The organism is Streptomyces sp. NPDC005302, assembly GCF_040607345.1.
In the GTDB taxonomy this organism is placed as follows: domain Bacteria; phylum Actinomycetota; class Actinomycetes; order Streptomycetales; family Streptomycetaceae; genus Streptomyces.
In genome coordinates, this window is sequence record NZ_JBEXGN010000002.1 from 289890 (window position 1) to 302666 (window position 12777).

General features: G+C 74.1%; 10 protein-coding genes. 5 read left to right on the top strand and 5 right to left on the bottom strand.

Annotation, left to right across the window (positions count from 1 at the left end):
* Positions 1-5: 5 nt before the first annotated feature.
* Together ABZT74_RS03685 and ABZT74_RS03690 are read right to left on the bottom strand one after the other, a co-directional pair.
* Positions 6-1712, bottom strand: coding sequence for a hypothetical protein (locus tag ABZT74_RS03685; RefSeq protein WP_356433298.1), 1707 nt, complete (start codon positions 1710-1712; stop codon positions 6-8).
* A gap of 368 nt (positions 1713-2080) precedes the next feature.
* Complete coding sequence (locus ABZT74_RS03690) at positions 2081-3466, bottom strand: transcriptional regulator (RefSeq protein WP_356433299.1); 1386 nt, start codon at positions 3464-3466, stop codon at positions 2081-2083.
* 304 nt (positions 3467-3770) lie between these two features.
* On the opposite strand from ABZT74_RS03690, the gene ABZT74_RS03695 reads away from it, so the two are divergent.
* The 3 genes from ABZT74_RS03695 to ABZT74_RS03705 are packed head-to-tail and all read left to right on the top strand — an operon-like array spanning position 3771 to position 6887.
* Positions 3771-4424, top strand: coding sequence for a bifunctional DNA primase/polymerase (locus ABZT74_RS03695; protein ID WP_355880048.1), 654 nt, complete (start codon positions 3771-3773; stop codon positions 4422-4424).
* Positions 4425-4479: 55 nt separating this feature from the next.
* Positions 4480-5277: an ABC transporter ATP-binding protein gene (locus tag ABZT74_RS03700; RefSeq protein ID WP_355880045.1), complete on the top strand. Its 798-nt coding sequence runs from the start codon at positions 4480-4482 to the stop codon at positions 5275-5277.
* Entirely contained in the window at positions 5274-6887 is a 1614-nt protein-coding gene (locus ABZT74_RS03705) for a transporter (RefSeq protein ID WP_356433300.1), read from the top strand. The genes ABZT74_RS03700 and ABZT74_RS03705 overlap by 4 nt, the downstream gene beginning before the upstream one ends.
* A gap of 45 nt (positions 6888-6932) precedes the next feature.
* Here ABZT74_RS03705 and ABZT74_RS03710 read toward each other — a convergent pair whose 3' ends face one another.
* Entirely contained in the window at positions 6933-7799 is an 867-nt protein-coding gene (locus tag ABZT74_RS03710) for an alpha/beta hydrolase (RefSeq protein WP_355873859.1), read from the bottom strand.
* Positions 7800-8566: 767 nt separating this feature from the next.
* A complete protein-coding gene (locus ABZT74_RS03715; protein WP_356167123.1) occupies positions 8567-9259 on the bottom strand; it encodes a metal-dependent transcriptional regulator in 693 nt (230 codons plus the stop codon).
* A 333-nt stretch (positions 9260-9592) separates the two neighbouring features.
* Here ABZT74_RS03715 and ABZT74_RS03720 point away from each other — a divergent pair, with 333 nt between their 5' ends.
* Complete coding sequence (locus ABZT74_RS03720) at positions 9593-10348, top strand: SIS domain-containing protein (protein ID WP_356433301.1); 756 nt, start codon at positions 9593-9595, stop codon at positions 10346-10348.
* 27 nt (positions 10349-10375) lie between these two features.
* Here the strand turns inward: ABZT74_RS03720 and ABZT74_RS03725 are convergent, their stop codons facing one another.
* Entirely contained in the window at positions 10376-11758 is a 1383-nt protein-coding gene (locus ABZT74_RS03725; RefSeq protein WP_356433302.1) for a PAS domain-containing protein, read from the bottom strand.
* Between the two features lie 103 nt (positions 11759-11861).
* Here ABZT74_RS03725 and ABZT74_RS03730 point away from each other — a divergent pair, with 103 nt between their 5' ends.
* Entirely contained in the window at positions 11862-12245 is a 384-nt protein-coding gene (locus ABZT74_RS03730; protein WP_356433303.1) for a nucleotidyltransferase family protein, read from the top strand.
* Positions 12246-12777 lie beyond the last annotated feature (532 nt).

Genomic DNA, 12777 nt, shown 5'->3' on the forward strand with positions numbered 1-12777 from the left:
GGCCCTCAGAGCTGGGTGCGGGTCCGCTGGGTGAGTCCGTACTTCGAGGCGATGGAGTTCCAGAGCCGCGCGGCCTTCTCCTTCTGGGCGGAGGCCGTGCCGCTGGCCTGGTTGCCCGCGGCAGTCTGCCCGGTGGTGCGGGCGTGGCCCTTGTGACAGCCCTTGCCGCTCTTGGCCTGGTCGGCCCAGGCCGCGTAGTGGTTGTCGGCCGACGCGGAGGCCTTCCAGCCGCTGGTGAGCGCGGCGGTCAGCTCGGCGTTGTTCGGCAGCTGGTCGACCTTCAGGGCGGTGAGCCGGGTGACCAGCTCGCCGCGCTGCTTGGCGGCGTCGCGCAGACTGCCCGCCGCCTGGTCGAGGTTCTGGCACGCCTTCACGTCCCCGACGGCCTTGATCACGGCGTCGCGGCTGCTGGTGCTGTCGGCGAGGAGCTTGTCCAGCTCGACGGCCTGCGCCTTCACCGGGTCGGCGGCGGCGGCCGAGGAGCCCTCCGTCGCCGGCGCCGTCGCGGACACCGTCTTGCTGGTGTCGCCCTTCGCGTCGTCGTCCCCGCCGCCACTGAGCAGGGCGCCCGCGCCGATCCCGAGGACGACGATGCCGATGCCGATGCCGGCGATCAGCGGGACGCGCGAACGGCTCCTGCCGCCGGCGCCCTGGCCGTCGTGGTCGGAGGGGCCGCCGCGACGGGCGGCGGCACGGCCCGCGGGGGCGTACGCGCCGGGCGCGTCCGGCGCGGACCGGGTGCCGTACGGGTCGTGCGCGCCGTGCGGGGCCGGTGCGGCCGGGTCGAAGCGCGGCAGCTGCTGTGTCGAGGGGGGCGCGTCCGGTTCGCTGCGGAAGAGGTTGTCGAACTCCGCGGGGGGCTGCCGCTCCTCCGGTGCGCCGGGGCGCAGCCCGTAGGAGGCGTCGGGCTGGGCCGGCACGGGGGCCATGAACTGGGTGGGGTCGGCGTCGGAGCCGCCGGCGGGCAGCGATCCGGGCCCGCCCTGCGGGCCGTGCCCGAGGTAGTGCGTCGCGTCCGCGCCCTGGACCTCGGGCGGCAGCGCGCCCGGTCCGACGGGCGGTATGTACTGCGTGGCGCCCTCGTCCGGCGCCGCGGGGACGGGCGGGATGAACTGGGTCGCCCCCTCGTCACCACCGGGTGCGGCCGGTATGTACGGAATGTACTGGGTGGCGCCCTCGTCCGGCGTCACGGCGGACGGCAGGGGCGCGGGCTGCGCGTCGGACCGGCCGTGCCGGGCGTGCGAGCCCTGCTGCTGGTCCGAGGCCCCGTACCCGTCGTACGCGCCGTAGCCCCCGGCCGCCTGGGCGCCGTGCGCACCGTGGCCGTAGCCGCTCCGCTCGCCGTACGAGGACTGCGCGCCCTCGGGCGGCAGCGGGCCCGCGCCGGACGGCTGCTGCCAGCTCTGCGCCCCGTGGGCGTCGCCGGAGGTGGCGGTGCCCCACTCCTGGGCGGAGGGTGCGGGGCCGGACTGCTCGGGGGTGGCCCAGGTCCGGCCGTCGCCGCCCTGCGCTCCCCAGCCGTCGCCGGACTGCGGGGCCGGGCCGGCCGGCTGGTCGGGGCCCCACGGGCGGCCCCATGCCTGGCCGCCCGCCGGGACGGCACGGTCACCCGTGGTGCCCGGCAGCAGCGGTTCGCCACCGTCCGAGGGCAGCACGATGCCTTCGCGCGCGGGCCGCGCCGAGGGCTCCTCGCCCTGTCCACTCTGCGTCACCGGGACTCCTACGAATGGGGGACCTTCGGAATCGTCGGCTCACGCTACCGGGTCCCAACAGGCCGGTGCCACGCAGCACGGGGCACGACCGGGGCACCCTGTGACACGGGTAACGAAACCGCCCCCGAATGCGCTGTATCTCACGCCCTTCTCTTACGAGGCCCGCGTTCGCCCGCCGTTCACGCGCCCACGGCCCGAAAGTTCACCGTGGGGCCCGCGTACCCGACGGCGTGACCCACACCGCACCGGACCGGGGCGTCACCGGTGCGCCGCACCGGGGGCGCACACGCCGTGCGCCCCCACCGCATCGCGCGCGGCACCGGCCCTTCGGGGCGCGCTCCGCCAACCCACGCGCCCCACCCGTCCGTTCAGGCCGCCGACTGCAACTCCATGCGCGCCCCGAACTCCCGCACCACCGCCTCGTCCCGGAACGGCTCCAGGCGCTGCTGGAGGTCGTCCAGGTACTCGGCACCGCGGTTGGAGCGGAGGGTGCCGAGGAGTTCGACGGCGCGCAGTCCGGTGGCGCAGGCCTGCTCGATCTCACGCTGCTGGACCTGTGCCGTCGCCAGCAGGACGTAGCCGATGGCACGGCGGCGGGCGCGCGACTCGGGGTGCCCGGCGAGGGACTGCTCGGCGCACCGCGCGGCGGCCTCGGCCTGGCCGAGGTCGCGGTGGCAGTGGGCCAACTCGTCGGCCAGGTAGGCCTCGTCGAAGTGCGCGATCCACGTCGGGTCGTCCCCGGAGGCAGCGTCGGCGCCCTCCAGCGCGGTGACGGCCCGTCCGGACGCCGCCTGCGCTGCCCGCGCGTCGCCCATCAGCGCGTGCCCGCGCGCCTCGGCCGCGAGGAACATCGCCTCGGCGCGCGGCGTCACCCGCCCCCGCGCGCCCTCCTGGGCCGCGCGCGCCAACTGGGCGATCTCGCGCGGGTTCCCGAGCTGGGCGGCCAGGTGGCTCATGGACGCGGCCAGGACGTAACCGCCGTAACCGCGGTCACCGGCCGCCTGCGCGAGCCGCAGTGCCTGGATGTAGTACCGCTGGGCCAGACCGGGTTGGCCGGTGTCGACGGCCATGTAGCCGGCGAGCTCCGTCAGCCGGGAGACGGCGGCGAACAGTTCGCGGCCGACCGCCTCGCGGTAGGAGCCGGCCAGCAGACCGGAGACGACGCTGTTCAGGTAGTGCACGACGACCGGGCGCACGTGCCCGCTGCCGTACTGGTGGTCGAGTTCGACGAGGGCCTGGGTCATCGCGCGGACCGCTGCCACGTCGGAGTGCCCGACGCGCGGGCCCGCCGAGCGCGCGACCTGCGCGTCCGGTCCGGAGATCAGCCAGTCGCGGCTCGGCTCGACGAGCGCGGACGCGGCGACGGACGACCCGGACAGGAAGTCGCGCCGCCCGACGTCACTGCGCCACAGCTCGCAGACCTGCTCGATGGCGCCCAGCACGGTCGGCGAGAACTGGAGGCCGACACCGGACGCCAGGTTCTTGCCGTTGGCCATGCCGATCTCGTCGATGGTGACCGTCCGGCCGAGCTTGCGGCCGAGGGCCTCGGCGATGATCGCCGGCGCCCGCCCCCGCGGCTGCTGGCCGCGCAGCCAGCGCGCGACCGACGTCTTGTCGTACCGCAGGTCCAGCCCGTGTTCGGCACCGCACATGTTGACGCGGCGGGCCAGTCCGGCGTTCGAACAGCCCGCCTCCTGGATGAGCGCCTGGAGCCGTTCGTTCGGCTGCCTGGCGATGAGCGGCCTTGCGGCCATGGCGTACCCCCTGTGGCTGCGGTGCCTGCCCACGCACCGAGTTGACGTGTCCCGCCGGCCCACCCACCGAAAGAAGTCGGCCAGGAAGATCAATGCCCCGCAGACATACCGAAGATGCGTGACATGTGAGGATTGCCGGGGTAAGGGCGGTTGCCCGACCCCACCCCTGGTTACCCACTCCCGGCTGCCGTTCCTCCCGCGCGCCCCCGCACGTGCATCCATGCGCCCCGGCCGGGGAATCGATGCCCCGCCCCCGCGCGCGTGTCCCCCGTAACCCGAGGTGGGCCGGGGAGTTGAGTTCCACGTGGAAGAGACCATCGCAGGCACCGAGACCGCGCAGATCCCCCAGCAGCGTGGCGAGTCGCTGCAGGAAACCGCCGTGCGCTATGCCGAGGAGCGCCACTGGGACGTGTTCCCCGGCACTTGGCTGGAAGCAGTCGACGGGGTGCAGCGCTGCTCGTGCGGCGAGCCGGCCTGTGCCGTGCCCGGGGCGCACCCGGCACGCGAGGACTGGGCGACCCAGGCGACGGGCAGCGCGACCGTGGCGCGGCGGCTGTGGTCGAAGCAGCCGACGGCGTCGATCCTGCTGCCCACCGGGCGGACGTTCGACGCGATCGACGTGCCCGAGTCGGCCGGGTTCCTGGCGCTCGCCCGGATGGAGCGGATGGAACTCACCCTCGGACCCGTGACGTGCACCCCGGACCGGCGGATGCACTTCTTCGTCCTTCCCGGTGCCACGGCCAAGGTCCCCGACCTGGTCCGCCGGCTGGGCTGGCCGCCCGCCTCCCTGGACCTGGTCGCGCTCGGCGAGGGCGCGTACGTGGCGGCGCCGCCCACCCGGTTCGGCTCCCGGGGCGCCGTGCAGTGGGCGTGCCGCCCGACACCGGCGAACCGGTGGCTGCCGGACGCGGAGGAACTGATCTCCCCCCTCGCCTACGCCTGCGGCCGGGACCGCTAGGGCCGTCCCGGCGCCCGTAGCACCGGCTGGGGCGGATGGGCCCTAGGGTGCGTGTATGAGCGAGGCAGCGAAGGACGACGGGGTGCCCGCCGTGCGGGTGCGAGGGCTCTGGAAGCGGTTCGGGGAGCAGATCGCCGTCGCCGGCATCGATCTGGACCTGCCCGCCGGGCAGTTCATCGGGCTCGTCGGACCGAACGGGGCGGGCAAGACGACCACCCTGTCCATGGTGACCGGGCTGCTCAGGCCCGATCAGGGCGCCGTCGAGGTCGTCGGCCACGACGTGTGGCGCGACCCGGTCGCGGTGAAGGCGCGGATCGGTGTGCTGCCGGAGGGGCTGAGGCTCTTCGAGCGGCTCTCCGGAAGCGAACTCCTCGCGTACACGGGCCGGTTGAGGGGACTGCCGGGCGCCGAGGTCGACAAGCGCGCGGGCCAGCTCCTCGACGTCCTCGACCTGGCGGGCGCCCGGCACAAACTCGTCGTCGACTACTCGACCGGCATGCGCAAGAAGATCGGCCTCGCCTGCGCCCTCCTGCACAATCCCGAAGTCCTCTTCCTGGACGAACCGTTCGAGGGCGTGGACCCGGTCTCCGCGCAGACCATCCGGGGCGTCCTGGAGCGGTACACCGCCTCCGGAGCGACCGTCGTCTTCTCGTCCCACGTGATGGAACTCGTCGAGTCGCTGTGCGACTGGGTCGCCGTCATGGCCGCCGGACGCATCCGCGCGCACGGACCCCTCGCGCAGGTGCGCGGCGACGCGCCCTCGCTCCAGCAGGCGTTCCTGGAGCTGGTCGGCGCCCACGGCCGCGGCACGGTCGCCGACCTGGACTGGCTGGGCGGCGGGGCCGCGCGATGAGCACCGCCCCGGGCCCCTCCGCCGCGTCGATCACCCCGGTCGTCGTCCGTCTCAAGCTCTCCCTGCTGCGCAACGGACTGCGCCAGTCGGGCGGCCGGCGGGCCGCGTACATCGCCTCCGTCGTCGTCGCCCTGCTCTTCGGCGCGCTCCAGCTGATCGGCCTGATCGCGCTGCGCGGCAACACGCACGCGATCGCCGTCTGCCTGCTGCTGGTCGCGGTGCTGGCCCTCGGCTGGACGGTGATGCCGCTGTTCTTCCCCAGCGGCGACGAGACCCTCGACCCGACGCGCCTGGTGATGCTGCCGCTGCGCCCGCAGCCGCTGGTCCGCGCGCTGCTGGCCGCGTCCCTGGTCGGCGTCGGACCGCTCTTCACCCTGTGCCTGCTGGCCGGTTCGGTGATCTCGGTGGCGCACGGCGCCACGGCCTGGGTGACGGCGGTCGTCGCCGTCACCCTCGCGCTGCTGGTCTGCGTGGCCCTAGCGCGGGCGGTCGCCGCCGCCAACATCCGGCTGCTGTCGAGCCGCAAGGGCCGCGACCTGGCGGTGCTCAGCGGCCTGGTCGTCGCGGTCGGCGCGCAGCTGGTCAACTTCGGCGCGCAGCGCCTCGGTTCGTCGGGCGGCCTGTCGGCCCTCGATCCGGCGGCGGACGTGCTGCGCTGGGTGCCGCCCGCCTCGGCGATCGGCGCGGTGGACTCGGCGAGCGACGGTTCGTACGGGACCGCGGTCGTGCAGCTGGCGCTGTGCGGGGCCGCCCTGGCCGCGCTGGTGGCCCTGTGGTCCCGCCATCTGACACGGCTGATGACCTCGCCGGACGGGTCGACGCTCCAGGCCGCGGAGCCCGCCGCGGGGGAGCGGGGGGCGTCGCGGCTCGGGCGGCTGCTGCCGGCCGGCCGGACCGGCACGGTCATGGACCGCAGCCTCCGCTACGTGTGGCGCGACCCGAAGACCAAGGCGGCCTGGGTGACGTCGCTGGCCATCGGGCTGATCGTGCCCGTGTTCAACGCCCTTCAGGGCACCGGCTCCGCCTACTTCGCGTGCTTCGCGGCGGGCATGCTCGGCATCCAGATGTACAACCAGTTCGGCCAGGACACGTCCGCGTTCTGGATCGTCGCGATGACGATCTCCTCGACCCGGGACGCCTACGTCGAACTGCGCGGGCGGGCGCTGGCCCTGCTGGTGATCACCCTGCCGTACGCGACGCTGGTGGCCGTCCTGACGACCGCGCTGCTCGGCGCCTGGCGGCAGCTGCCGGAGGTGCTGGGCCTGTCCTTCGCGCTGCTCGGGGCGATGCTGGCGACGGGGGCCTGGTCCTCGGCCCGTTTCCCGTACTCCATCCCGCAGGAGGGCTACAAGAACGTGGCTCCCGGGCAGGCCGGTCTCGCCTGGATCGCCATCTTCGGCGGGATGGTCTCGGCCGCCCTGTTGTCCGCCCCCGTCATCGCCCTGACGATCTGGCTGAACGTGAGCGCCGACGGCGACCGGTGGAGCTGGCTGCTGCTGCCCCTGGGGGCCCTGTACGGCGCCCTGATCACCCTGCTGGGGCTGCGCCTTGCGGCGCCCCGGACGGCCCGCCGGCTGCCGGAGATCCTGGCGGCGGTCAGCAAGGGATAGCCCGCGGTCCGCACGGGCGGGCCCCGGCCGGTCCGGACGTGGGGGCTAGCGGGTGAGGACGCCGTCCAGGAACGGCTCGATCGCGGCGCGCCACGCCTCGGGCCGGTCGTAGTGCACGAGGTGGCCGGCGTCGGCGACCTCCGCGTACTGGCCGCGGGGCAGCACGCGGACCATCTCCTGGGCCTCGGCCCGGCCCAGCTCGCCGTCGAGGCCGCGCACGACCAGCGTGGGGCACTGGACCTGGGCGAGTTCCTCCCAGTGCGCGTCCAGCACCCAGGTCTGGCGGGACTTGAGCATCTGGCGGGGTTCGAAGACGGGGCGCCAGCCGTCCGGGGACTCCTGCATCACCTCGGCGTAGAACTCGCCGCGGGAGGGGGTGCGGCGCTCCACCCAGGGGTCGTCCTCGCCGAACCACTTCCGTACGTCGGCGAGGGTGGCGAAGGGGGCGGGCCAGGCTCTGAACCAGTCCTCCCACTCGCGCTGCGAGGCGGCACCCAGTGCCGAGGCCCGCATGTCGCAGATGATCAGGGCGCGGACGAGGTCGGGACGCTTGGCGGCGAGCTGCCAGCCGGTCAGGGCGCCCATCGCGTGGCCGATGACGACCGCCGGTCCCAGACCGAGCTGGTCGAGGGCCGCCTCGGCGTCCTCCACGTAGGCCTCGCGGGTGTACTCGGCCTCCGGGGCCTTGTCGCTCTGGCCGTGTCCGCGCTGGTCGAGCGCGACGGCGCGATGCCGCTCGGAGAGCCAGCGGGCGGTGGGTGCCCAGTGCGAGGCGCGGCCCATCAGGCCGTGCAGTAACAGCACGCCGGGCGCCTCGGAGGCCCTCGGCTGGTCGGTCTTGGGAGGATCGGCGAACTCCCAGGCAGCGAGGCGTACACCGCCCGCTCCCGTCACGTCGATGCGCCGCACCATCGGTAAGGGCACCCCCCTAGCTCGCTCGGACCCGCCCGCTCCCGCTCGGACCGGCCGGTCCACTCGTACGGCTTCCTGCCGCCGCTCCTGCTGGTGTGCTGCTCGGTGTGTCCCTGGGGTCTCTCCCGGTCCTCCCGCCACGACGCCACGTTATCGAATGGGGTTTCGAAACTGGCCTTTCCGGCCACAACACCCCTCGTTCGAGTGACCACCCCGGGGGATTGGCCGCCGCCCTCGCGGGGAGATCTTCAGCGGGGGGCGGACCGCTCGGGGAAACCGGTCCGAAGGGAATGACCCTGGGAGCTCGGGGCTCCGGGTCAGTACGGGGGAGGACAGGCCCCGGCGCCATGCGGCGCCGGGGCCCTCTCCACGTCTGCGGCACATCCTTGCGCCCCCTCCCCGACCGCACGCCGTCGCTCTCGGACACGGTCAAGAGCCCTCAGGTCATATGCCTCACGCGACAGCCTTGCACGCAAACGGTCCCGGCGCTGCGATTCCGCACACTGAATCTTGGTTTCGGCCAGCACACCCATACGCCACAACTGCCCCTACCGTCCCAGCAGTTGACATGTCGGGTGACGGTCCCGGAGGCGGCGTGCCCGGTGCCGCGGCGGGCACCCGGGTGCCGGCGTCGAGGCCGGCGCACGCCGGCCCGTCGGCCCGCACCCGGGACCTGCCCCTCGCGGGTCCGGAAGCCCGGGAGCGCCGAAGGAGCGGCGCGGCCGGGAGGTCGATGGGCCGGCCCGGGGGCCGGCGCCTGCCGGGTGTCAGCGCTTGGCGACGAACACGTGGGAGGCGACCTCGGCCTCCAGCTCCGCGGCCTCGCCGCCGCTGCCCACCAGCACACCGCCCGCCGACTCGGTCACGCTGACCACGGAACCGGGCTGCACGCCCGCCCGCCGCAGCGTGTACATCAGCTGCGCGTCCGTCTGGATCGGCTCACCGATCCGCCGGACCACGACGGTCTTGCCGTCCACACCCGGGTCCAGCTCGGCCAGGGAGACCATGCCGGCGTCCAGGAACGGGTCCGCGCCGTCCTTCTCGCCAAGCTCCTCCAGGCCCGGGATCGGGTTCCCGTACGGCGACTCGGTCGGGTGGCGCAGCAGCTCCAGGACGCGGCGCTCCACCGCCTCGCTCATCACGTGCTCCCAGCGGCAGGCCTCGGCGTGGACCTGCTCCCACTCCAGACCGATGACGTCGACCAGGAGGCACTCGGCGAGCCGGTGCTTGCGCATGACGCGTGTGGCCAGCCGCCGGCCCTCGTCGGTGAACTCCAGATGCCGGTCGCTGGCGACCGCGACCAGACCGTCGCGCTCCATGCGCGCCACCGTCTGGCTCACCGTCGGGCCGCTCTGGTCGAGCCGCTCGGCGATGCGGGCGCGCATGGGGACCACACCTTCCTCCTCCAGCTCGAGGATGGTGCGGAGATACATCTCCGTGGTGTCGATCAGTCCGGACATTCGTGCCCCTCGTTTAGCTCTGCCGGAGACTCGACATCCACCGGCGTGTGCGCTGGCCCTGAACTCAATTCTGACGCATAGCACTGACAAGCGTGCCTCGTCGTCGCAACCGCACGCCGCCGGGTGCCCCGCGACGGCCCGCGCGCAGCCCGGCCACAGCTCCCCGGGAGCCCCCGGGCCGTATTGACAGGGCACTGGTCCAGACCGCAACGTGATCCGCGACACGACGGGAGCACGGCCCGCACCGGCGCACCGGTTAGGCCGCGCGCCCGCCCGGTCCCGGCGGGACGTCCGGGACCTCCGGGCCGACGAGACTTCTAAGGGGCTTCGCCGATGAGCGACAGCAAGCTGGCCGGGCAGTTCTTCGACGCCGCGATCGGTCTGCTGCAGCGGGTGCGCGACGAGGGCGCCGCGGACATCGAGGCGGCCGGGACGCTCGTCGCCGACACCGTCACCGAAGGCGGCCGGCTCTTCGCGTTCGGCGCGGGCCACTCCTCGCTCGCCGCGCAGGACGTCGTCTACCGGGCCGGCGGACTCGCCCTGATGAACCTGCTGACCGTGCCGGGTGTCGTCGGCGTCGACGTCATGCCCGCGACGCTGGGCTCCGCCCTGGAGCGGGTCGACGGTCTGGCGAGCGCCGTCCTCGACTCCAGCCCGCTGCGCTCCGGCGACCTGCTGGTGATCATCTCGCTGTCCGGCCGCAACGCGCTGCCCGTGGAGATGGCCATGAACGCCCGCGCCCTCGGTGTGAAGGTCATCGGCGTCACCTCCGTCGCGTACGCCACCGAGACGAAGTCACGGCACGTCTCGGGCACCTACCTCAAGGACCACTGCGACATCGTCCTCGACTCGCGGATCCCCGTCGGTGACGCGGAGCTGACCCTCGACACCATCGAGGCGCCCTTCGCGCCCGCCTCCACCGTCGTCACCACCGCCCTCCTCCAGGCCGTCATGGCCACCGCCGCCGGCTCCCTCGCCGACCGCGGCGTCGAGCCGCCGCTGCTGCGCTCGGGCAACGTCGACGGCGGCCACGAGTGGAACGGCCGCGTCATGACCGAGTACGGCGACCGGATCTTCTACCGCCGCTGACCCGGCGGCCCCGACGCCACGCGGGGTTCAGGGCCGTTCGAGCCGGTCCGCCAGGTCCAGGGCGGCCGCGATCCGTACGGCCACGTCCTCCGCGTACCGCGCGTCGGCGCGCTCGAAGCGGCCGCGGCCCGCGCTGCGCAGGAACGTCACGACACCCAGCGTCCGCCCGCGGCTGCGCAGCACCGTGCACAGGGAGTGGACCGCGTCCGGCGGCCACTGCCGGGCGAGCGCCCAGCCGCGCGCCTGCTCGGCGTCGGCGGTGCCCGCGCTGGCCCGCACCGAGCCGGAGCGCTCCGCGCACTGCAGCGCCGGATGCCCGTCCGCGTACCGCACCGGCAGTCCGGCCTTGCCGGTCGGCAGGCTCGGCCCGGGCGCCCCGGCGGGGGTGGCGGCGGCGCGGACCAGCCGCACCGGCACGTCGTCGTCCCGGAGGAACCCGCCGGCCACCCGGTCGACCAGGGCGTGGTCGGCGAAGCCCGCGAGGGAGAAGTCGAGATGGACGGTGGCGGCCTCGGCGGGGTCCTCGCACTCGGCGGCGGCGCGCGCGGCGCGGTGCAGCTGGTTGGCGCGGAACCGCAGCAGCGCCGCCTCCTGCTCGGTCTGCTTGGCCTCCGTCACGTCCTGGAAGAGCCAGCCGACGCCGAGCGGCACGGGTTCCTCGGCCAGCGGCGAGGAGAGCCGCAGGAAGCCGCTGCGCCAGCAGCGCCGGGTGTCGCCCTCCGGGGTCCGCACGCTCACCCACATCTCCGCGGGGGCCGGGGGCGCGCCCTCGGCCAGGACGTGCGTGAGGGCGCTCTCCAGCTCCTCCACGCCCTGGGAGAGCAGCTCCCCGAGGGGGCGGCCGAGGACGGAGGTGCGTCCGGTGCCCAGGGCCTGCGCGGCGTGCGCGTTGACCACGGCGGGCCGCAGGTCGGCGTCGACGAGGACGACGCCCCAGCTGGCGTTCTCGAACAGGGCCTCGCTCAGGGCTATGGACCGTTCGAGGTCGATCTGCGCGTGGACCTCGCTGAAGGCGCAGTACACCCCGGCGGGCTTGCCGTCCGGGCCGCGCACGGCGGCGGACTGGGTGCGCACGAGGACCCGGCCGCCGTCCTTGGTGAGCAGCGCGAACTCGTGGACCTGCCGGCCCGGGGCCTCCATCGCGGACAGCAGCCGGGCCTCGACCTCCTCGGCGTCCGCGGTCCGCACGGCCCAGCCCGCGAACCCGTGCCGCCCCACCGCCTCGGCGGCGGTCCAGCCGAGGATGCGTTCGGCCTCGCGGTTCCAGTGCGTCAGGACCCCGTCGGCGTCGAACGCGCACAGTGCCGCGTCCATGCCGTCCAGCAGCGCGGCCAGGAGATCCGAACCGTCCCGCTCGGGCTCGTCGGGCCCCAGCTCGTCGGTGGTCCCACTACGCCGGGAAGCACTCACCTGGACCCCCTGCAGGCTGCGTCCGCGTGTACGGCTCGACAGTTCGCTCGCCGGCTCACATTCAACTCGAACGTGACCCAGCCCACATCGACTTCCCCGAAGATTGGACGAAATCGTTGCACCCCGGATTCCCGTCCCGTCCGCCCCAACAGCCCCCGGCCCACCCCTCCGGGCGACCCGTGGAAGCCCAGCTCACGACCCTGGACACGACGCTCCGCCACAACCCGGTCCTCCTGGGGTCCTCACCGGCACCGCGACCCTGCACCTTCCCGTCGGGTACCCGACCGCGGGCTGCCTCCTCCAGACCGTCTGGAACGTGACCACCGGCAGAGCCCCTACCCACGGCGCCGAGGACTACGACGTCTTCTCCTCGCGCCGCGTGAGGTCCACGAGGACCCGACCCGCCCCCTCCTCGGGCCCCGCCCGTCCCGCTCCGATAAATGGGTTGAGCCTCCCGCCGTGTGTTCCTAGAGTGGACGGCACGTAGGAGAGGAGGTGGTTCGGCTCATGACGGAAACCCGGACAGACGAGGTGGCTGCGGGCTAGCGGCCCGTTGTCGGACTCGGTTCGGCGCCGGACCCGCATGTGTGTCATGCATGCAGCCGGCCCAATCCAACGCAGTCACCCGACCCGCGAACTCGCCGGTATGTCCGGCCCGGCTCCCCCGCCGTCAGGCGCAGGGAACCAGAGTTCGCGGGTCGTTCGCGTTCACGGGATGCCGCCTTCCGCCGGCTGAGGCACACGCTGCGGCGCCCGCCCACCGGCGAAGTGACGCGGGCCACTGGTGGATCCGAAGGGGCGCAGTACGCTGTGCCCATGCTTCCGATGCTCGTCCGACGCCGCCACGTGGACTACGTGCGCGTCACGAGCACGGGCTGTCGGCCTTCCGCCTGACCCAGCCCCCGCATCTCCCGCGCCGCTCGCGAGTCGCGCGTCGCACGCACCGCCTCTTCCTCCACCTGGCACCCGTGGCCCCCGCCCCACCCCCGGCGGCCCGCCCGGGCACCCGTACACCCCGC

Coding starts and splice junctions, on each gene's coding strand:
- ABZT74_RS03720 (WP_356433301.1), top strand. CDS start 9,593: ATGAGCGACAGCAAGCTGGCCGGGCAGTTCTTCGACGCCGCGATCGGT.
- ABZT74_RS03700 (WP_355880045.1), top strand. CDS start 4,480: ATGAGCGAGGCAGCGAAGGACGACGGGGTGCCCGCCGTGCGGGTGCGA.
- ABZT74_RS03705 (WP_356433300.1), top strand. CDS start 5,274: ATGAGCACCGCCCCGGGCCCCTCCGCCGCGTCGATCACCCCGGTCGTC.
- ABZT74_RS03710 (WP_355873859.1), bottom strand. CDS start 7,799: ATGGTGCGGCGCATCGACGTGACGGGAGCGGGCGGTGTACGCCTCGCT.
- ABZT74_RS03715 (WP_356167123.1), bottom strand. CDS start 9,259: ATGTCCGGACTGATCGACACCACGGAGATGTATCTCCGCACCATCCTC.
- ABZT74_RS03690 (WP_356433299.1), bottom strand. CDS start 3,466: ATGGCCGCAAGGCCGCTCATCGCCAGGCAGCCGAACGAACGGCTCCAG.